At 65.4% G+C, this 20268-nt stretch carries 19 protein-coding genes and 1 pseudogene; 12 read left to right on the forward strand and 8 right to left on the reverse strand.

Annotated elements, in window-relative coordinates:
* Nucleotides 1–163: 163 nt before the first annotated feature.
* The gene (locus E3T42_RS00970) at nucleotides 164–454 is read right to left on the reverse strand and encodes a DUF4287 domain-containing protein (RefSeq protein WP_134368086.1); all 291 of its coding nucleotides are present in this window, start codon (nucleotides 452–454) and stop codon (nucleotides 164–166) included.
* 659 nt (nucleotides 455–1113) lie between these two features.
* Here E3T42_RS00970 and E3T42_RS00975 point away from each other — a divergent pair.
* Both E3T42_RS00975 and E3T42_RS00980 read left to right on the forward strand, forming a co-directional pair.
* A complete protein-coding gene (locus E3T42_RS00975; RefSeq protein WP_134368085.1) occupies nucleotides 1114–1689 on the forward strand; it encodes a helix-turn-helix domain-containing protein in 576 nt (191 codons plus the stop codon).
* Nucleotides 1689–2273 carry a hypothetical protein gene (locus tag E3T42_RS00980; protein WP_134368084.1) on the forward strand — a complete coding sequence of 195 codons (585 nt, stop codon included), beginning with the start codon at nucleotides 1689–1691 and terminating at the stop codon, nucleotides 2271–2273. Before E3T42_RS00975 ends, E3T42_RS00980 begins: the two co-directional genes overlap by 1 nt.
* A 906-nt stretch (nucleotides 2274–3179) precedes the next feature.
* Here the strand turns inward: E3T42_RS00980 and E3T42_RS00985 are convergent.
* Nucleotides 3180–3635: a hypothetical protein gene (locus E3T42_RS00985; protein WP_134402302.1), complete on the reverse strand. Its 456-nt coding sequence runs from the start codon at nucleotides 3633–3635 to the stop codon at nucleotides 3180–3182.
* A gap of 429 nt (nucleotides 3636–4064) precedes the next feature.
* On the opposite strand from E3T42_RS00985, the gene E3T42_RS00990 reads away from it, so the two are divergent.
* The 3 genes and pseudogenes from E3T42_RS00990 to E3T42_RS17105 all read left to right on the forward strand — a co-directional run bounded on the left by E3T42_RS00990 (nucleotide 4065) and on the right by E3T42_RS17105 (nucleotide 6364).
* Nucleotides 4065–5423, forward strand: a complete 1359-nt coding sequence (locus E3T42_RS00990) for a wax ester/triacylglycerol synthase domain-containing protein (RefSeq protein ID WP_206750365.1) — start codon at nucleotides 4065–4067, stop codon at nucleotides 5421–5423.
* 247 nt (nucleotides 5424–5670) lie between these two features.
* Nucleotides 5671–5910 (forward strand): annotated as a pseudogene (locus E3T42_RS17410) (SOS response-associated peptidase family protein); the annotation flags it as partial.
* 19 nt (nucleotides 5911–5929) lie between these two features.
* On the forward strand, nucleotides 5930–6364 hold the full coding sequence (locus E3T42_RS17105) for a hypothetical protein (RefSeq protein WP_241975761.1): 435 nt from the start codon (nucleotides 5930–5932) through the stop codon (nucleotides 6362–6364).
* A gap of 502 nt (nucleotides 6365–6866) precedes the next feature.
* Here E3T42_RS17105 and E3T42_RS01000 read toward each other — a convergent pair.
* The gene (locus tag E3T42_RS01000; RefSeq protein WP_134368081.1) at nucleotides 6867–7115 is read right to left on the reverse strand and encodes a hypothetical protein; all 249 of its coding nucleotides are present in this window, start codon (nucleotides 7113–7115) and stop codon (nucleotides 6867–6869) included.
* A gap of 85 nt (nucleotides 7116–7200) precedes the next feature.
* Here E3T42_RS01000 and E3T42_RS01005 point away from each other — a divergent pair, with 85 nt between their 5' ends.
* On the forward strand, nucleotides 7201–7488 hold the full coding sequence (locus tag E3T42_RS01005) for a hypothetical protein (protein WP_134402304.1): 288 nt from the start codon (nucleotides 7201–7203) through the stop codon (nucleotides 7486–7488).
* Here the strand turns inward: E3T42_RS01005 and E3T42_RS01010 are convergent.
* Nucleotides 7454–8038: an XRE family transcriptional regulator gene (locus E3T42_RS01010; protein WP_134368079.1), complete on the reverse strand. Its 585-nt coding sequence runs from the start codon at nucleotides 8036–8038 to the stop codon at nucleotides 7454–7456. The genes E3T42_RS01005 and E3T42_RS01010 overlap by 35 nt on opposite strands.
* 103 nt (nucleotides 8039–8141) lie before the next feature.
* Between E3T42_RS01010 and speB the strand changes: the two genes are divergently transcribed.
* The 4 genes from speB to E3T42_RS01030 are packed head-to-tail and all read left to right on the forward strand — an operon-like array spanning nucleotide 8142 to nucleotide 11645.
* The gene (gene speB, locus E3T42_RS01015) at nucleotides 8142–9140 is read left to right on the forward strand and encodes an agmatinase (RefSeq protein ID WP_134368078.1); all 999 of its coding nucleotides are present in this window, start codon (nucleotides 8142–8144) and stop codon (nucleotides 9138–9140) included.
* Nucleotides 9141–9182: 42 nt separating this feature from the next.
* A complete protein-coding gene (locus E3T42_RS01020) occupies nucleotides 9183–9578 on the forward strand; it encodes a nuclear transport factor 2 family protein (protein WP_134402305.1) in 396 nt (131 codons plus the stop codon).
* A gap of 29 nt (nucleotides 9579–9607) precedes the next feature.
* Nucleotides 9608–10984 (forward strand): cytosine permease, encoded by a 1377-nt coding sequence (locus E3T42_RS01025; protein WP_134402306.1) that lies wholly within the window; start codon nucleotides 9608–9610, stop codon nucleotides 10982–10984.
* Nucleotides 10965–11645, forward strand: coding sequence for a cyclase family protein (locus E3T42_RS01030; protein WP_134368075.1), 681 nt, complete (start codon nucleotides 10965–10967; stop codon nucleotides 11643–11645). The genes E3T42_RS01025 and E3T42_RS01030 overlap by 20 nt, the downstream gene beginning before the upstream one ends.
* Before the next feature lie 543 nt (nucleotides 11646–12188).
* Here E3T42_RS01030 and E3T42_RS01035 read toward each other — a convergent pair.
* Both E3T42_RS01035 and E3T42_RS17530 read right to left on the reverse strand, forming a co-directional pair.
* The gene (locus E3T42_RS01035; RefSeq protein ID WP_166805292.1) at nucleotides 12189–12692 is read right to left on the reverse strand and encodes a DEAD/DEAH box helicase; all 504 of its coding nucleotides are present in this window, start codon (nucleotides 12690–12692) and stop codon (nucleotides 12189–12191) included.
* Nucleotides 12693–12728: 36 nt separating this feature from the next.
* The gene (locus E3T42_RS17530; RefSeq protein ID WP_134402308.1) at nucleotides 12729–12992 is read right to left on the reverse strand and encodes an Ltp family lipoprotein; all 264 of its coding nucleotides are present in this window, start codon (nucleotides 12990–12992) and stop codon (nucleotides 12729–12731) included.
* An 83-nt stretch (nucleotides 12993–13075) separates the two neighbouring features.
* On the opposite strand from E3T42_RS17530, the gene E3T42_RS01045 reads away from it, so the two are divergent.
* Together E3T42_RS01045 and E3T42_RS01050 are read left to right on the forward strand one after the other, a co-directional pair.
* Entirely contained in the window at nucleotides 13076–14527 is a 1452-nt protein-coding gene (locus E3T42_RS01045; RefSeq protein WP_134368072.1) for a sensor histidine kinase, read from the forward strand.
* On the forward strand, nucleotides 14521–15162 hold the full coding sequence (locus E3T42_RS01050; RefSeq protein WP_134368071.1) for a response regulator transcription factor: 642 nt from the start codon (nucleotides 14521–14523) through the stop codon (nucleotides 15160–15162). The genes E3T42_RS01045 and E3T42_RS01050 overlap by 7 nt, the downstream gene beginning before the upstream one ends.
* Here E3T42_RS01050 and E3T42_RS01055 read toward each other — a convergent pair.
* Nucleotides 15159–15431: a hypothetical protein gene (locus tag E3T42_RS01055; RefSeq protein WP_134368070.1), complete on the reverse strand. Its 273-nt coding sequence runs from the start codon at nucleotides 15429–15431 to the stop codon at nucleotides 15159–15161. The genes E3T42_RS01050 and E3T42_RS01055 overlap by 4 nt on opposite strands.
* An 85-nt stretch (nucleotides 15432–15516) precedes the next feature.
* On the reverse strand, nucleotides 15517–20205 hold the full coding sequence (locus E3T42_RS01060; RefSeq protein WP_134402309.1) for a PxKF domain-containing protein: 4689 nt from the start codon (nucleotides 20203–20205) through the stop codon (nucleotides 15517–15519).
* Between the last annotated feature and the right edge of the window lie 63 nt (nucleotides 20206–20268).

The raw sequence follows: 20268 nt of genomic DNA on the forward strand, positions 1-20268 counted from the left end.
GCCGCCCTGCTGGCAGGCGATCCTAACAGGGCCTTCCCGGTCTTGGGAGAGGAACCCCGCCACCTGGCCCCGCACGAAGCGTGAGGCGTAGTGCCCCCAAACCGAACGGTCAGCGGGAGCTGAGAGCCGTCCAAACGAACAGCGGCGGCCAGGTGCGAATGGCTCACGCGGGGCGGTTCTGCTTCCCGTCGAGCCACAGCGTGTCGGATGGGTCGCTGTGCGCCGTACCGGTACCCACATGCTTGGTGTCGATCTTTTCGCCGTTCTTGATGACGTGCACCAGCGCCATGGCATGGCCGCGGCCCAAGTCGAAGTCCGCTTTTAGCCAATCGACGATCACCCCGGCTTTCGTGGACGGATCGTCGAAACCCTTCGCCTGGGCCAGCGCGATGAACTGGCGCGGGGTCAGTCCCGTCTTGTCTTCGATGTTGTCGAGGTACGCTTGGAATGACATTTCTACTCCTCTGCCGGTGGTGCTGAGATCCGTAGGTCGCACGCGCAACGAGATTCGATCGTTTGATTAACGTATGCCGCGCGGTGGGAATCGCACCGGCCAGGTCAGAAACAAACCCTGACCAAGTGAAAAACTCGCTGGCTTGCGAGGGTGACCGAAAGTGGCAAGAAATCAGCCGCCCATTGGAAAGCAACCGTCGCAACGCTGCCGTCGTCGTTCGGGCCAAGAAAGCGGATCTCGTCACCCTCGTTCCAGCCGCCCTCGTAGGTCGATCCCTCGTGGAAGGCGCCCGTCCATTCACGTCCAGACGTGCTGCGCGGGAGCGTCGACATCGACGCTGAACCGAAGATTATCCATGCTCGCTTTTTTAACTGAGACACTCTGGCGGCGCAATAACGCCTACAGGGCCGGTTCGTCGACGAGCTTCGCAACGTCGCGGGCGGCGAAGTCCCCGTCACGGCCTGGTCACTCACCGACGCTGGCTCTGACCCGAAGCCCTGACCCGGAACCCGTCGAGACCTGAGTATCGAAACCTCGGGGCAGTGGCGTCCCTGCAGGTCAATCCTGCCGGTGCAGGCCAGACCCTCAGGCACGGGTTGCATCGAGTGCGCGCTAGAATATGATGTGAAAGTCATATTGGAAATAAGGAGGAGGCGATTGTGGCAGCTTCATCTACTCTCGTCCGCGCCGCTCGCCGGAGCAAACGCCTCACTCAGGCGAGACTCGCAGAGCTAACCGGCATTGACCAGGCCAGCGTCTCCCATCATGAGCGTGGACGGGATGCTGCCTACAGTACGGTCGATCGGCTGCTTGCCGGCGCCGGACACCGCCTGTATGCCGCTCCCACGCGTCGTGATGACGCTGCCAGCGCCGCAGAGGCGATCAGAGAGTATCTTCGAGCGAAGGATACAGACCGCGCGCTCCGGGCTTTGCTTCAGTTGAACGATAATCTCATCGCCGAACACGGACTCGTTCGAGGAATCCTTGGGCTGACAGAGCCGGAACCCACCGGCGATCATATGTGGGATGCCGCCATCGCGGCTCTCGTGGCATGGCGGCTCAATCAAGAGAACATCCCGCTGCCTGGATGGGTCAACAACCCCGATCGCGCACTGACCGAACCTGTCGTGTTCCGGGTCGACCCGGCCGACCCCGCGCCCGAACGTGATGACGTGCCGAACGAGTTCGCCGAACGCGGCGTTCTTGCATGGGCAGATACCTTCGCGAGCGTCTGATGTCCGGCACCGCGCTGGACCGCAACGCGATCATCATCGGCCTCCGTGATCTCGTCGCCGAGCTTCGTAATTCGGGTGAGGTGGCCGGCATCCGTCTCGTGGGCGGTGCGGCGCTCGCCCTGTGCTACTTCGATCGGGGGACCACGCAGGACCTGGACGTCCTTCACGTCCGCCCCGGCTCGGACGATTCCGTCGCTGCCGCCGCCGAACGAGTCGCACTGAAGCATGGGTGGGACGCGAAGTGGCTAAACTTCGAGGTCACGAAGGCCGATGCCGTCCCGACCCTCGGCCGCGTCGTCGAGTGGGAGACAATTTACGATCAGGACGGCATCGTCATTCAAGTGGCATCCAAACAGGGGATGCTTGCAATGAAGCTTCGCGCGAACCGCCCCGGACGCGACACTCGCGATATCCGGCTTCTGCTCGCTCTCTGTCAGGTGCACACGCTCGAGGACGCGGAGGAACTCTATGAAGAGTTTTACCCCGGTGATGCCCTAGTTCCACGTGCGGAAAAGATCGTGAACGCCATCCTCAACGGCGAACCAACGCCGGCACCGCCGTCGCCCGGCCCGATAAACATCTGAGTCGTCTTGCCGTGCCCCCCGTGAGGCCAACGAATCGACTTATCGCCGAACCCGTCGAGCCGACATTCGTCATCCGACCCGGCGAACGCCTACCCAGAACGATCGCCGTGGACGCGGGAGATGTTCACATGAACACGGCGTGGCCCGGCAGCGAAGTCGAAACCACCCTCATGAGCTGCGGTCCGTTGCCGCACAGTGGCGCGACCTCGTAGACCTCTAGACCGGCCGCGACGGGCAGGGCCGTAACTCACATCCGGGTGGGGAGCGGAGTACGTCCATGTCGCGAGCGGCATCCGGGGTTCCTGGGGGCGAGCATCTCTTCGCTTTCCGAGCCGTCTGCGCTCACCATGAACGGCCGTAGCCGCGTGATTGCTGGGATGCCCGTTCCCCCACCCACTTCGAACGCCCGCGGGAGTGATGGTGCGCGGTTCGAGACGGCTACCGTCGGCGGACGCGGATTTGATGCCGCTCCAGGACTCAGGCTCGCCTTTTCTGTTGATCCGATCGTCCTCGATGTTGGCGTGATTCTGACGGACGGAACCCTCGCCTGCCCTCCCAGGAGAGTCCACCGGGCGATGCCGCTTCCAAGCAGCATGGTCTGGGTGTTGAGCGGCTTTGGTTCGGTCTCCCACTGCACGGCAGCGAGCTCATAATTGTCATTCCGGTCGATCATTGCGTTCGGTGAGCCGTACACCACGTCACCTTCATCCAGTTGACCAGGTGTCGCACTCTCGAACAGGGCGGTTGCTGGTGCGGTGAGAATCGCCAAAAACTTCGACTCCGCCGAGACCTCAAGGAGGTCGGGCTCCGCTCCCGAGTACCCGACTGACGGTGTTCGCGCGACTCGTTGGCCTGCCTTTGCGTCTGTCCAGTTGCCTTCCAGAAATCCGGTGAATTGCGCCGATCCTACGACGTGGATAATTTGGCGGGCTCGCCCCTCGGTTTTCCCCGCTCGACATGGTCCATCGCGGCGGCCGCGAAGATGTCTTGGATGCCGGTGCCATCGAGGTTCTTCGCAATCCCTTCGAGGTCGTTCAACCGGGCGCCACAGTAAAGGACGATCGTGAAAGGAGGATCGCGAGCCTCTGCGTGACTCGTGGCGAACGCATTTATCTCCACTTCACCGCTTGACGACATCATCCATTGGAGCCGCACGATGACATCCCTATCCAGTGGATCTACTGACGCCTCTGGCGCCCCTTCTGCGACGCTCTGCCCGACCTTGATATCGAGCGGGTTCTCCGGCAGGTCAATGTCCGCAGAGCCCGTTCCCAGGACCCCGAAGACGACCCCACCAGTGACGAGACCGAGGATGACCAGCCACTCGAATGCGACGAGTCTCCCCGTCCGTGCATGGCCCACCGGCACCTCCTCGGGTCGTCAGCGTCCCGTCATTCGTCGCAGCGTACTCCCGCGGCTCGGGTGCCGCGCTCCCCTGCCGGCTGCCGTCGGTGTGAGCCTCGAGCGATCGGACTAATGGTCAGGCCGTCAAGCCGCCCGTACGAGGACCAATCGGATAGCGAACGTTGTGCGGGCACTCTTGATAAGTGGCCCGCGCTCTTGGCCGTATTGCCAACGTGCTGTTCGGATGGATCGGAGCCGAAGGATCCTAAGGCCGCACATCCGGTGGCACCAGTGATGGGACATCCGTCACCAAATCCACGCACCGAGAGACCGGCTTTTGTCGGGGTTCGCCACACCGCCGATGGTCGAGATTGTCCGTGTTTTTGCCAGGCTCAATCACAGGCGCGACATACCCGATTGCCGTGGGTATAGTTTGGAGATATGGGGGTGTCGTCTTCGATCGACCGGGTGAGTACCGACGATCTGATGTCGCTGGCAACCGAGCACGGAGCTTCGCCGTTGCAGGTGGGTGCCGTGCTGATGATCGACACGGTTGACGTGCTCGGTTCGGGGACTGGGCTCGATGTCGAGCGGGCTGTCGACCTTCTCGCCCAGCGTCTTCCGGGCGTGCCGCGGCTACGGCAGAGGCTCGTGCCTGCGCCGTTCGGCTGTGGGCGGCCGATCTGGGTAGACGATGCCGATTTCGACGTGACCGAGCATGTGAGCGTCATCCCCTGCCCGTCCCCCGGGGACGAGCAGGCGGTACTTGATCTAGCCGCAGTGCTGCTGGTCACTCCGCTGCCGCGCACCCGTGCGCTCTGGGCAGCCACACTTGTCACCGGAGTAGCGCGGGACCAAGCCGCGTTGATCGTCGTCTTTCACCACGTGCTCGCCGATGGCGTGGCTGGCCTGGCTGTGCTGGGCGGGCTCGTAGACCAGTCGGAAGCCACCGGGAAGCCCCGGGCCGTGGGCCCGAAGACGCGTGAATCCGATTTTCCGCGGCGGCAAGCGTCCATTCGCCAGCTCGCCATCGACGCCTGGACCCGTCGGCTAGGTTCGCTGCGAGGTCTCCCCGTTTTGCTGCGCCGCCTCCAGGACGCGGCCCGGGAATTGCGGTCGGTGCGGTGGACGCGCCTGAGGCCAACCTCGCTCAACCGGCCGACCGGCCCGCGACGAAGCCTCGTTACGGTCACGGTGGCGCTGGTCGGGATCCGCAACGCCGGTCACGCCCAGAAAGCCACGGTCAACGACGTCGTGCTTACCGCGATCGGTGGCGCGCTGCACCGGCTCCTCGCGTTGCGCGGCGAGGCTGTCGACCGGTTCATCGTCTCGGTGCCGTTCTCCGAGCGGCGCGCCGCGACGCACGGAGACTTGGGCAATCGCAGCGGGGTGATCCCGATCCGGGTGCCTGGAGTCGGCGCCGCGGCGAGTCGATTGCGATTCGTAGCAGAGGGGACCCGGAAGGCCAAACGGTCGTCGCCCGGTGCGACGACCGCCCTGCTCGGCCCGTTCTTTCGGATACTCGCCCAGCTGGGACTATTCCAATGGTTCGTCGACCGGCAGCGTCTAATCCACACCTTTGTAAGCAGTCTGCGCGGGCCAGAACAGCGCCTGTCAATCTTTGGCTGCCCGGTCACCGCGATTGTCCCGCTGAGCGCCTCGACGGGAAACGTGACCGTCTCATTCACCGTGCTCTCATACGCAGGCGATCTCACGATCACTCTCATCGCCGACCCCGATGCCTGCCCCGACTTAGCCACGCTGCAGGATCTGCTCGCCGAGGAGCTAGCAGAGCTCGCCAGGTGAGCCTGTCGCCCTCGTCGATCTCAGCAAAGTGAGACGGTGACTGCGCCCTCAGCGAGCAGCGAGCAAGCGAGCAAGCGAGCAAACGAGCGAGCGCGCTCGTACGCCTGACTCGCCGACCACTGGCCGAGACGTCGACCGATCACGACCGAGACGACGGCTATTAGGCCCCGTCTGGCACGACAGGCTCGGCCGTCGAGGCCTGACTATAATCCGCCACCAACGGAACGTTCTGTGGGCGCTCCTCTGGCTGGAAGACGGCAAGCAGCCCTACTTCATCCACGGAGATGGCGATGTGCTGGCTGCGGCCGGCCTCTACGCGGCCCGCCAAAAGGACGACATGTGGAAGATCACGTTCACGATCATCACGCGTGCAGCGCGTGATGCGTCAGGTGAGATCCACGACCGCATGCTCGTGTTCTTGACCCCGGACGTGTGGGACCAATGGCTGATCCCGGTCAAGATCAGAGACAAGGAGGAAGCACCCTCAATGCTGGACCGCAGCTCCGTTGCCCAACCCCGACCTCACAGCGACCCGCGGTATATCGATTTCTGCGACACCTTCCGAGGTGTGGCCTTGGCTTGCGCAGCTCGGCCAGAACCGCGGCGGCTTCTACACCTACGACTGGGTCGAGAACCTCGCCGGCGTCGAGATTCACAGCGTCGACACTGTCGAGCCCGAACTACAGATCCGCTCCGTCGGCGACGATGTGAATCTTGCTCCCGAGGTCGTGTTGTCGGTTGTCCATCTCGAGGATGAGCACCATCTCGTGTTGGGCGGAGCGGTCGCCCTCGACGGCACGGGCGCCGGAGCGCCCTACGACTTCACGTGGGCGTTTGTCCTTCAACCTCGAACCGAGGGGTCGACGCGGCTTGTCGTTCGCGAGCGGTACGGCACCTCACCGACTGGGCCAAGGTGCTCGTGGAGCCGATCGAGATGGTGAGCTTCCTCATGACCGAGCGGATGCTCCGGGGCATCCGGGACCGTGCGGAGCGTTCTCCCTCGCGCACCACCTTGCGGTCGCCGAACCATCGTTGAGCGATTCTTATTGAGATCCGTGTTCTTGGCGATACTCGGAAGGGGACGGGACGACCCCCTTTTGCTGATGAAGCCGGGAGAGAGTTAGAGTTCACTCGCTCCCGCTTCTGGCATCCGACCGCGTCGACGCGGTGGAGAACGGGTGGCCGCCTTGATGGGCAGTAACGCCGATCCGCTCGCCGAGAGTGGGGTGACCGAAGAGGCTCGCACCCAGGCCGCCCCGTCCAGATTCCGCCGACGCGATGAGGACTCGCACATGTCGAGGGGTGCTCGGCCGGCAGCGGCGACGCTACTGTTTGTCGCTGGCCTGGGTCCGCGGTTCTGATCCGGTTCCTACGCCGCTCCTGAATGCCCACGCAGAACCCTGTCGGAATCCGCGATGGTGGCGCTGCATCGTCGTTAGGAAGTCACCGTGTTTTGCTGGAGAAATCGTTCGGGTCGAGGCCGGCGATTCGACGCGCATGGTCTTGGAGTGCTTCTTCGCTCACGGTGTGTCCAGCATCTGCGAATCGTTCACGCAGCGCGTCGAGGACTTGGGGCTCACTGTGGCCGGCGAGGTCTGCTTCCTCCTGTGCGAGAATCCCCGCCACCTTGTCCTCGTCCGATTGAGAATGCTGGTCTTGGATCGGTTCACTCTGTGTGCCGTCACCATTCATGCTGGTCCTCCGATCTCAAGGGTTCTGTTGGCCAGCCTAACGTTCAGAGTGAGACGCGGACAGGGTTTAGCGTGAAGCGGTCGACGTGGACCCGGATGCGCTGCGGGCGGCCGAGTTCGACGGCCCGAGCGTCGCCCTCGAACGCGTCGACGAAGCTGTGGCGGACCACCTCGCTGCGGAAGGGACGAAGTGGATGACCGGCCTCGGTCCCGACCTGGAGAGTGTTCTATCTGCCGGGCTCCTGGATGCCATCCGCGGATTCCTCAACGATTTCGGGGCGGCCGCGCCCCTGCCTGCGCTGAACTGGACGCTGGGGTTCGAATACGACGCGGTCTCGGTCAGGCCGAGCCGCTCCACGGCGCGGGCACGATGACCCACAGCACGACGGCCGGCTCGCCGCCCTCGACCTGCCAGGTGTGCGGCTCTCGACCGGGGAAGGTCAGCGCGTCGCCGGCGTGGACGGCCACGGTGCGACCGGCGAATCGCACGGTGAGTGATCCCGAGACGACGTGGAGCGCTTCGACGTCGCAGTTGATTGTGTAGAGATCGGACCCGCCGTGCGCGTCGGGCTCGAGTTCTGATCGCAGCAGCTGAACCCGCTCCTCGCCGCGCGGCGACATCAGTCGCTCGTCGGCGTGCACTCCGCCCAAGTTGATCCGCGGAGCGTCGGCGTACGCGACATGGTGAACATCGGGCTCGGCGAAGAGCGCTCCGACGGGCAACGAGAGCACCTGACACAACTGGACAAGCGTTGCCACGCTCGGTGACGTCTCGTCGCGCTCGACCCGGCTGAGGAAGCCCTTGCTGAGGCCCGTCGTCTGAGCGACCTGGGCGAGTGACATGCCCTGAGCGGTGCGAGCGGAGCGCAGCTTGGCGCCGATGGGTGTCGCGGTGCCTTCCGCGGTGGGGTGGATGGCGCGCACAGTTCCTCCTCGAAGCTGCTCACACATTCGTCCTTGACGATCTGCCCGGGGCAGCGTACCGTGAGCGCTGTAGTTGTCTATAGCGTACCGAAAGTTGTCAAATATGCAACCGTTCAGCAAAGATGCGACGGATGAGCCCCGCGGGCCGGTGGACGCGAGTGTCGTGCCCCGGTTCGCCGGAATCGCGACCTTTGCGCGACTCCCGCGGCTCGACGAGGTCGAGCGGGCAGACATCGCGATCGTCGGGATTCCCTTCGACAGCGGAGTGAGCTACCGACCCGGTGCTCGGTTCGGCCCCGCGCATGTGCGCGAGGCCTCGCGCCTACTGCGACCGTACAACCCTGCTCAGGACGTCTTCCCGTTCGGCGCCCAGCAGGTCGCCGACGCCGGCGACATCGCCGCGAACCCGTTCGACATCGCTGCTGCCGTAGCCGAGATCGAGGCAGGCGCGCGCCAGCTCAGCGAGCACGCCGACCGACTAATCGCCATCGGCGGAGACCACACGATCGCTCTGCCGCTGCTTCGCGTCGCGCACGCCCAGCACGGGCCCGTCGCGGTATTGCACTTCGATGCCCACCTCGACACGTGGGACACGTACTTCGGGGCGCCGATGACTCACGGGACCCCCTTCCGGCGGGCGTCCGAAGAAGGCCTCATCGACCTGACCGCGAGCATGCACGTCGGAATCCGCGGCCCCCTGTACTCGAAGGACGACCTCGAGGACGACGCCCGGCTCGGCTTTGCGATCGTCACGAGCGAATTCGTCGAAGAGCACGGCGTCGCGGCCGCCGTCGAACGCATCCGCGCCAGAGTCGGAGACGCGCCGCTCTACATCTCGATCGACATCGACGTACTCGACCCCGCCCACGCGCCGGGAACAGGAACACCGGAGGCAGGCGGGCTCACGAGTCGAGAACTGCTCCGGATGCTGCGTGCCCTGGCCGACCTGCGCATCATCGGCGCCGACGTGGTCGAAGTCGCCCCTGCGTACGACCATGCCCAACTGACCGCGGTCGCGGCCAGCCACGTCGTCTACGAGCTGCTGAGCGCGATGGCGCCTGAGGTGACCCACCCCGACGGACAAAGCCCCGACCCGACGTAGAAGTGCCGAACCCGACCGACAAGCCCGACACAGGAGACACCCATGACACTGCCCACCCCGACTGACGAAGCAGTCCGTGCCGCGGCATCCGCCATCGTCGAGGCGTTCGCCGCCACCGACGGCCCGCGCTACTTCTCACTGTTCGCACCCGACGCAACCTTCGTCTTCCACACCGAACCTGCGCGCATCGAGGACCGGGCTGCCTACGAAGCCATGTGGAAGGAATGGGTGGGCGGCGGCTGGAGCGTGGAATCCTGCGCATCGAGCGCGGCCGCGGTGCAGGCGTTTCCCGGCGGAGCCGTCTTCACCCACTCCGTCAGCACGAGCGTGAGCACCGCGGACGGACCCATGTCCTATCGGGAGCGCGAAACGATCGTCTTCCGGTCTGATTCTGGCGGCCTCATCGCCATCCACGAACACCTCTCACCCCAGCCCTGACCCGACCCCTTTCATCGAGGAGCCCAAAGATGTCGCTCTACACCCGTCTCGACCGCCGACTGGACACCAACTCAGATGACGCGGGCCCGGTTCGCGGAACCTACTCGCTCGGCCGCGTGCTCATGATCTGGCTGGCCGCGAACCTTGTGGTCACCACCCTTCTGACCGGCACGCTCTTCGTGCCGGATGTGCCGTTCGGTCTCGTCATCGCTCTGATCGTGGGCGGAACGATCGTCGGAGCAGCAGTGCTCGTGACGGTCGGCGCGATCGGAACGCGCACCGGCCTGCCGACGATGGCAATCACGCGCGGACCGTTCGGGACGCGCGGGAGCCTGCTGCCGGTGGCCGCCAACGTGGTCATCCTCATGGGCTGGAGCTGGGTGCAGGCGATGCTCGCCGGGATCGCCCTCAACTACATCGTCGCGTCGATGACCGGGTTCTCGAACCCCGTCATCTTCGCGGTGCTCTGCCAGACGATCGTCGTGATCCTCGCGATCTTCGGCCACGCCGGAGTCGCTCGGGTGGAACCGTGGTTCGCCGTGGTCATCCTCGCGATCGCCGCCTACATCTTCGTTGTGGCGTTCACTACTTTCTCGCCGGCAGACTTCGCGGCCATCCCGGCGCCGCTCGAGCCGTTCTACTCCCCGGGACTGGCGTTCGATGTCGTGGTCGCGACCGCCATATCGTGGACGGTGCTCTCGGCCGACTTCAACCGCTTCGCATCGACGACTCGCGCGGGCGTGGTCGGCTCGGGAATCGGTTACACCCTGTCGACGGTGATCTCGATGTCGCTCGGAGCGAGCGCGATCGGCTACGTCGTCCTGGGGGGCGGCGACGCGATGCCGTTCGACCCTGTGACGATCATCGAACCCTTCGGTGCCCTGTTCGCGGTCGCGATCTTCCTGTCCGTGATGGCGACGAACACGATGGTCGTCTACGGCATGGTCACGAGTGTGGTCAACGCGCTCCCAGGCCGCCGGGTGAAGTTCCTGTCCACCGCGATCGTCCTCGGGCTCATCTCGATCATCGGTTCGACCTTCTTCGGGCTGCTGGCCCAGTTCACGACGTTCCTGGTCACGATCGGCGCCCTGTTCGCACCGATCTTCGCGATCATGATCGTCGACTACTACATCGTCGCGCGCGGCAGCTACAGCGCCGACATCCTGAAGGCCCAGGGCGGTCGCTACTGGTACACCGGCGGCATCAATTGGCTCGCTGTCGCGTCGTGGGTGGCCGGTGCGGCGTCCGCCTACGTGTGGGCGTACGTGTGGCCGCTTCCGTTCGGTGCGACCGTTCCCGCATTCCTCCTGACCTTCGCCGTGTACTTGGCCTTCTCGCTCGCGCGCCGCAGCAAGACTCCTTTCGAGCCCAGCCGGCACCTCGCCGATGCCGACACCTCTCGCTGACGGCCTTGGAGCGCCGCCGCGCACGGCGCTCCGGGACCTCAGCCACCCGATCACCGACGGGATGCCGGTGTATCCCGGCGACCCGGCGGTCCACGTCGACGCCGCCCTGGACCTCGACCGCGACGGGGTGGCCGTGACGGGGCTGCGAATGGGGTCTCATACCGGGACGCACATAGATGCGCCGTCCCATACCGTCGCCGGTGGCCGGACAATGGCCGATGTGGCCCTCGACGAGCTCCTCGGCGATGCGCTGGTGGTGCGGGTGCGAGCGCTCGCCGAGGGCGAGGTATACGGGTGGGACCGGCTGAATGCGGAGCATCCGCTACCGGATCGACTGCCCCCGATAGTCGTGATCGACACGGGCTGGGCGCGGTGGTTCGGCGACGCACGCGCAGTGCGACATCCGGCCCTCGATGCCGGTGCTGCCAGCGAGCTCGTCGCTCGCGGGATGCGGATCCTCGCGGTCGACACGCTGAGTCCCGACCCGACCGGTACGTCGTCGGCCGCCTTCCCCGTGCACGAGGTCGTGCTGGGCCGCGGCGGGCTGATCGTCGAGAACCTCTGCGGCCTGGATGACCTGCCCTCACAGGTGCGGATTGGCTTCTTCCCCCTGCGACTCGGCGGCGACGGGGCGCCGGTGCGCGCGGTCGCCTTCGTCTGAGGCCGAGCAGCGAATGAATTCGCGCCTCGCGCTGGGTCAGATCGGGAGTTAGTGGTCAGGCGCTGGCCTTCCTGGAGGAAAAGAATGAGGGCTGCGGAGGAAATGGAGTTCAACCCTCACCGCCGATCCACGGGACGCAACCGATCCACCGCGCCCTGGTCGATGCGGGTTACACGGACACGACTGGCAATCACTATGTGAAGGGCGATCTCGAAATTGACATTCTGGTGCCTTCGTATGGTGCGCGATTCGAGACGGCTACCGTCGGCGGCCGCGGATTTGATGCCGTTCCAGGCCTCAGGCTTGCATTCTCTGTTGATCCGATCGTCCTCCATGTTGGCGTGATTCTGACGGACGGAACTCCACTTGGTTTCGTGGTCCGCGTGCCCCCGGTCGAGCTCGGTGGCTGGAAGATCGGAACCGCTCCCGTATCCGGGACGAGGCTCGACGCCGCTCGAATCCTGCATACCCTGGCGGACTCGGCGCGCCAGGGCCTTGTCGTGGCCAACGCGGGCGTCCCTGCGGACAGACTGGCTGCGCTCATCAGGGCACTTGTCGCGAGGCCGATGGCAGGGGCCTAGCGTCGGCCTCGCCCGACGCGGTGAAGCCGAGCTTCGCGATGACACGCTGGCGCTTGCGGAACATTCGATCAAACACCGGTACCTCGGCGTCCCAGTAGTCGTGCACCTGTGACGTGGTAGGGCCGGGCTTTGCGGTCGCGGGGCGGGAGGCGCGGGAGATGCGGCCGATTTGTTGCACGATCCGGCCTTTGAACGCCATCGGAACGGCGAGGAAGAGAGCGTCGAGGCTGGGCAGGTCAAAACCTTCGCCGGCGATCTTGTCGATCGCCACGAGAATGAACGGATCGGAGGGGTCCCGGTCGGACATTTCGGTCCGGATCCGGCGCCGTTCCTTGGGGGCCAGCTTCCCGTGCAGGACAACGACCGTGGCGGCTTCCGTTCCCAGGAGCGCCGCGAGCCGAGCGACATGTTCAACTCGGGTCGAGAGAACGAGGCAGTTCCGTCCCGCTCGATACGCGGCGAGCACGTCTGCCGCTATGCGCTGGTTGCGCTCGACGACTGGTCAGCCGTTCAAGTGCTGGATTGCGAAGTCGGCTTCCTCTGCGGTGAACTGCTCCCCATGCTCGCTGGTGAGCTGCTCACGAATCGACTCTGGCGACATGGCCATAGTCTCCTGGTACGACTTCGCCTTGGCGAGGGCATTGGCGTTCCAGTCACATTCAGGCCCTTGGATTGGGGGCGCGCCGCATTTCAGGTGCGGCGCTATACTCACTTCACCCGAGCAGCTGACCCGACAGCCGCTGTTAGCTGAACCGAGGCGCCCCATGGGTCTTGCCCGACACCGACGGTGCGGTCGTTCGCACAGCACACTAGATTTGCCCGCTGCACACTGTCGTTGGATGGCCGCCCGTGCGTGAACATCGCGTATCCAGCGTCAGCCTGACCACTGCAGCGTGGATGTTTGGGTCCACAGTCACCGGCCTGATCCTGTGGAGCCCCTGGCTGGATTCGGGATTCCGGAGCCCGAATGCGCATTTGGCGCTTGATACCGTGTACTCCTGTGTGGCACTCCTGGTGGCCTATCTCGTGTTCGGCAAGTATGCGCGCCGGCGCCGGCTGTCGGACCTGCTTCTGGCCAACGGCCTCGTTCTCCTGGCCGTGCCGGGACTGGGTCTCTCTGCGGCGGCCGAAGCGCTGAGCGGTCCGCTCCCCGGCGCTCTCGATGTGTGGCTGCCGCTGACGATCAGAGTGATGGGGGCCGCCGTCATCGCCGCGGCGGCGATGGCAAACTTCGGACGTCCCAGAAAGCTCGCCGACATCCGCCGGTCCCAGTTCGTGCCGATGGCGGTGATCATGCTGCTCGTGGTGACCTGTCTGGCTCTCTGGGCGGCCCGGCTGAGCCTTCCGGTCACACTCGACCGGGGCGGCCTTCCGGCGCAGGGTCAGGACGGCATCACCGAGTGGCACCCTCTGGTTCCGATTGCGCAGGGCGTCGCGGCGGTATGTTTCTTCACCGCATCCGTCGCCTTCGCCGTTCAGTCACGACGGTACACAGACGAACTGCTTCGCTGGCTGGGGCCCGCGTGCGCCCTCGCGGGGTTCTCGCGCCTGGACTACACGATGTTTCCGTCCCGTTACAGTGACTGGCTCTACGCAGGCGACCTGCTCCGCGCCGGATGCTACGTGCTGCTGCTGGTGGGCGCCGCGCGAGAGCTCAGGCAGTACTGGAGCGCGCAGTCTTTGGCCGCAGTAGAGGATGATCGGCACCGCGTCGCGCGGGAACTGCACGACGGCGTCGTCCAGGAGCTGATCTACATCCGCTCCGCAAGCCACGCGATCCCGGCGGAAGTCGTTGTCGCCGGTGGCGCACCCGGTAATACCATTGCTCCAGGCAACGCCGCAGCCCGCATCCTGGCCGCCTGCGACCGGGCCCTCGACGAAATACGCGCTGCCGTGCAGGCACTCGGACGACCAAACGACGAGCCGTTGGGCATCGTGCTGCGTCGCACAGCGCGAGAACTGGCCATGCGCTATTCCGTAACCCTGGACGTCGACATCGACGAGTCCATCGTCGCTAACTGGGACCAGAAACACTCGCTCATGCGCATTGCCCAGGAAGCCGTCGCGAATGCGGTGCATCACGGCAGAGCGCAAAGAGTGCTGTTGCACCTGGGCTCTGTCGGCGGTGAGCGACAGCTGCTGATCCGGGATAACGGCTTGGGATTCAACGTGGCCGAAACCCTCGGGCAGAATGCCGGTTATGGGCTGCTCAGCATGCGGGAACGGGCTCAGGCTCTTCCCGGTTCGTTCGAGGTGGACCGGGCCTTCGGTCACGGCATGGTGGTGAAGGTCACATGGTAGGTGAGCGGATTCGGGTAATCATCGCGGACGATCACGCTCGGGTGCGCGGTCAGATTCGGGCGGCGCTTGAGGACGGCGGCTGCGAGGTTTGCGCTGAGGGCGCGAGCGCGGACGAAGCTATCGTGTTGGCGCTCGAGCACCGGCCCGACGTGGTGCTGCTCGACATCCACATGCCCGGCAACGGGATCTACGCCGCGGGCCGGATCAATCTCGAGCTGGGGGACACTGCCGTCGTCATGCTCACCCAGTCCAAAGAGGATGACGACCTGTTCGATTCCTTGCGGGCCGGGGCATCCGGTTATCTTCTCAAGGACACCGATCCGGCGAAACTGCCCGATGCCCTGCGCAGCGTGCTGGCGGGCGATTCGGCGATCAGCCCGGGTCTGGTGACCCGCATCCTCGCGGAGTTCCGAGGCCCGGCCCGGCGCCATCTCAGGCGGTCTGCTGCCGCCGCGAGGCTCAGCGCCCGCGAATGGGAGGTCATGGAGTTGCTCGGCCAGGGCGAGTCCACCGATCAGGTGGCGAAACGACTGTTCGTGTCGCCAACGACCGTGCGGGTGCACGTTTCCTCGGTGCTGCGCAAACTCGTCGTTCCTGACCGCGATTCAGCTTTCAAGCTACTCCGCAACGACTAGGGAGCGCCGACCTCAGCAGTGCCGATGTCGCCCCCACTGCCCGCCAGGGCGACCAGCGCGGCGCCCAGCCCTTCGGCTTCCTTCAGCGTGTACTCCGTGCTGCCGATGAGTACGTAGGGCCCATCCGCAGTGCCGGTGTCAGGGTCGACCGACAGGCACAACCGGGCAAGCGCGCCATCGTCGAGGGCCAGCGGTTCGCTCACGTGCAGCCAATTCTCTTCACCAAGACCGGGGCTATGACGGGTCGTGCACCAGGATGGGCAGTGCATGTGCTTGTCCTCTCTTTGCTTCATGTAGCGGGCGGCACAAGGCCCCGCGCCCGAGAGGGTGCGAGGCCTTGTGCCTGATCAACGGCTAGCGAAGTCCGATGTTGACGAAGTGCGTCTGCCCGTCATCCAAAATCACGCCGATGCGCCAGTAGTTTCCGCTGGCACTTCCGGTTTTCCAGTTGTAGATGTACTGCTTGCTTGTCGCGTCGTACTTGAAGACGCTGCCGCTGTCGGAGACTGCGGTGTACACCGTCTCATCCACCGGAACGTTCATCGCAACGCCCTTCACCGGCGTCAGCCAGATCGGGGCGGAGGCAGCCTGCACGAGGTTGCCTGCGGCGTCCCGCAGCTGAAATTTGACCGGCACAGTGCTGCCGGCTTTGAACACGCTGGTCGCGACGCCGATCTGGTGGGCGGTGTCATTGATCGGCTGCAGGAACCCGTCGAACCGGTAGACCACCCGGAAGGTGCCCGTGATGGTCGTCGAGTTCCCCGCCTTGTCCGTGGCCGTCGCCGTGTAGGTGAAGGTGCCGACGCCGTTCGCGTTGCCACCGGTGACGGTCACCCGGCAGGACGCCACCCCGGAAAAGCTGTCAGTGGCCGTGCAGGTCGGCGAGGGCACGGAGCCGACGGTGAAGGTGCCATCCTGCACATTGACATTCGCGGTGGTGAGTGTCGGCTTCTCCTGGTCGATGTTGATGCCGGGAACGCTGGCCGTGGTGCTGTTGCCGGCCTTGTCGGTGGCGGTACCCGACGCGGCGTTGGCGCCGTTGGCGGAGAGCACCACCGGGTCGGGGCAGGTGACTATGCCCGACAGGGCATCCGTGCAGGTGAACGTTACGGTAACAGGGCCCGTGTACCAGCCGCTGGCCGTCCGGGTGCCGGCCGTGATGGCGCCAGTGATGGTCGGTGCGGTCCTGTCGAGCTTGACCGTGACCGAGTCGGTACCGACATTGCCGGCGGCGTCCGTGGCCGAGCCGGTGACGACCCGCCCGGCGGTCTCGGTGGAAACCGTGACCGGAGCACTGATGCCGGTGACACCGGAGCCCCTGTCGTCGTCCTTCGCGGTGAAGGTGACGGTGACGTCACCCTTATTCCACCCGTCGGCGTTGGGCGTGGGTGAGACGGTGTGGGTCACGGTCGGGGCGATGTTGTCCCACTTGAGAGAAACCCCGTTCGAGGCTTCCACGTTGCCGGCCTTGTCGACCGCGTAGTACTGCACAGAGCCGCTTCCGCTACCCGTCAGCGGAACACGGACCGTTGCGGTCGCTCCCGCCGTCACCTGTTCGGTGCCGCCGTCAACGCTGTAGCGGATCTCCTTCACGCCGGAGAGGCCGGCCTGGTCGGTCGCCGTCAGCACCACGTTGGCAAAGTCACCCTTGCAGTAGTCGTTGACCGCCGTGCAGGTGTTGTTGCTGACCGTGCTGGGGGCACTGCCGTCGATGTTGATGCCGGAAACCGTGACTCCGGCCGCCTGGTTGCCCGCGACATCCGTTGCCGGGTCGCCGGTCACCTTCTGGTCAGCACCGTTGCCGGTGATCAGCTTGCTTGTCGGGCATTTTGCGATGCCAGAGAGGGCGTCGGTGCAGGTGTAGTCGACAGTAACGTCGCCTGAGTACCAGCCGGCGGCGTTCGCCGACGTGGTGGGGGAGCCGTCGATGTGCGGCGCGGTCCGGTCGATCTTCACACCCGTCACCGATGCGGGGTCGCTGAGATTGCCGGCCTTGTCGGCGATGGTTACCGGACCGGCGCCCAGATCGGCGCCCTCTCCGGTGACGTAGGAGTCGCCCGGCTGGGTGGTCGGGTCGATGCCAGAGAGCGCATCATCTCCGATCCATTTGACCAGCACGTCATCCGTGTGCCAGCCCGCCGCGTTACCGTCGGCCGGAACGCCCATCAGGGTGGGCTTGACCGTGTCGATGTTGACGGGGCCGAAGGTCGTGGTGCGCGTGTTTCCGGCCACATCGACCGCATCGCCGACTACCGTTTGGCCGGCACCGTCGTTGGTCAGTGTGGTGTCTCCCGCACAACCGGCGACTCCGGTCTGCAGTCCTGAGGCGAGGTCGTTGCAGCTGAAGGTTACGTCGACGTCGGTGTTGTTCCAGCCCGCGGCGTTGGCCTTGGGGCTGGCGGCGCCGACGATCGTCGGGGCATCTGTGTCGACGTTGACGTTGACGGTGTTCGTTGTCGCGTGTTCCTCGGTGTTGTCGGCGAGGTCGACACTCCAATAGGTGATGGTGTGGGTGCCGGTGGAGAGATTCGCGGTGAACGGTGCACCATAGGTTTGCGTCTCACCGCCGTCGATCGTGTAATGCGTGGCGGAGATTCCGGAGCCGGTGTCGCTCGCCTCGAATGCCACCGGGATGCCACTGGTCACGAACCAACCGCTGGCCGGCGAGATCGGGTTCACCACCGTCGTCGTCGGTGCGATGGTGTCGACCTTCAGCGTGAGCGGTGCGCCGGCCTTCTCAACGTTGCCGGCACCGTCGGTGCTCCAGAACAGGACGGTGTGCTCACCCGTGCTGTCGAGGCTGAAAGCTTCGGTGTAGGCCTGTACCGCACCGCCGTCGACGGTGTAGCTGGTGGCCACCACATCCGATAGATTGTCGCTGCCGGTGAGGGTGACCAGCACGGCGTCGCCATACCAGCCGCTGGCCAGGGGGTCAGGAACATCGGCCACGGTGGCGGGCGCCGAGCGGTCGATCTTGATGCCGGTGACTGTCTTGGTGGTGACGTTTCCGGCCACGTCGGAGCAGCTCGCAGTCGATGACAAGTTGATGCCTTCGCCGGTGACGCTGGTGTTATTCGGCTGGCCGGCCGGACCGGACAGGGCGTCCGTGCACGTCCAGGTCACCGTCACGTCGTCGGTGTTCCAGGCACCAGCGGAGTACTCGGCGGTGAGCACCGGCGGCGTCTTGTCGATGTTGATGCCCGTCACTCCGGCGCTGTTGCTGTTGCCGGCCGCGTCGGTCACCGTCGCGAATGCGGACTGTTCGGAACCTTCGCTGAGAACGACGTTCGCCGGTGTTCCGGCGACGCCGGACAGCTCGTCGTTGGCGGTGTAGCTCATTGTGACGTCGTCGCGGTACCAACCGGAGTCGTTCTGCACGCCCGACGCGACGGCGCTGATTGTGGGCACCGTCTTGTCGACGCGGACGCTGGCGGAATCCGTTGCGCTGTTGCCGGCGCCGTCAGTTGCCGTTCCGGCCACGGCGGAGGTGCCCTCAGTGGTGATGGTCGACGGCGCGGTGCAGCCAGCGACGCCGGATCCGCCCTGGTCGGCGCAGCTGAAGGTCACCGTCACGTTGGCATTGGTCCAGGTGCCATCGGCGTAGCTCAGCGGCGTGAAGACGTGGCCGATGGTGGGAGCGGTCCTGTCGATGCGGACCTGGGCGGTCCGCACGGCTTCGGTATTTCCGGCTGCATCGATGCTGCGGAAGGTCACCGTGTGATCGCCTTCGGAGGAGAGCGTGAAGCCGGTTCCCGTCTGGGTCGGGCCACCGTCAATCGTGTATTCGGTGCGGGCGACGCCGGACAGATTGTCGGCGGCCGAGAGGGACACAGTCACGGCGTTGTTGGTCCAGGTGTTGGAGCTGCCGCTGATGCCGGTCGTGGGCGCGGTACGGTCGATCTTCACGGCAGGGCTGGTCGCGGTGGTCGACAGCCCGGCACCGTTCAGAACGGACGTTGAGCTGGTCAGGCCGGTTCCCTCACCGGAGATAGTGGTGTCTACCGGTGCGGTCGGGATTCCAGACTCGGGGTCTGCGGCGGTCCAGCGAACCGTGACGTCGTTCGCGTACCAGCCGGAGGCGTTCGCAGGGGTGGTGGGGGTGCCGCTGAGTGTGGGGGCGCTGGTATCGCCGGCGGCTACAGAGACCGTTTTCGTGCTGCTGTTACCGGCAGCGTCGGTGGCGGTGCCAATGACGGTGCTGCCCGGCTGCACGGTGACTGCGTTGGTGGTGCTGCCCTGGGCCAGGCAGCTGGCGATGCCGGAGGTCGGGTCGCTGCAGGTGAAGGTCACCGTTGTAGTGCCGGCGGGGTTCGTGACCTGGGTCGCGGTAATGGTGGGGGAGCCCTTGTCGATCCGCACGGTGACGGATGCCGATGCAAGGTTGTTCAGCCTGTCTCGCGCCGTCGACGTGATGTTGGTGGTTCCGTTGGCGTTCACGGTGGATGACGCGGGCGTCGGGCCGGTTCCCACGCCGGAACCTGCGTCGGTGGCGGTCCAGGCGACCACAGTGTCGGTCTTGTTCCACCCGGCGGCGTTAGCGGCAGGGGTGAGGGTCGACTGCAGGACGGGACCGGTGTTGTCCACGGTGTAGGAAGCCTGCGCCGAACTTGACGACCCGGTGCATTTCCCCTGCGAATTTTCACTCGGGGAGGCCGTCGCGGTCACGGCGCGGGCCCCGTCGCCCGTGCTCGCCGTAGTGGTGAATGTCCACGTCGTCTTGCCGATCGTGGACATCTGGTGAGCGGTGAAGGCCCCGGTGACGTCGACGCACTTCGTATCGTTGGACGTGCTCACGGTGAGGGTCACGCCAGCCCCGCTCGTGGCGAACAGCGCGCCACCGACTGTCACGGTGCCTGCGCCGCCCGAGAAGGTGGCGCCGTTTGCGGACGAGGCGAACGCGGCCGGTGCGGTCAGCCCGCCCAGCACCACGGCCAAAACAGTGACCAGGCTCACCCACAGACGACGCCAATCCGGGCTCGGATGCGGCCGTGAGGGCGCAGAGGAAACCAGGTGGCGGGCGGCGGGAGCGGGCAAGAAGTTCATCTTCGGTCCTTTGTCAGGGCATTGGCGCACGGGTGGCGGGTCCTCACGCTGACCGTAAGCGCA

The organism is Cryobacterium sp. TMT4-10 (assembly GCF_004403275.1).
GTDB lineage: Bacteria > Actinomycetota > Actinomycetes > Actinomycetales > Microbacteriaceae > Cryobacterium > Cryobacterium shii.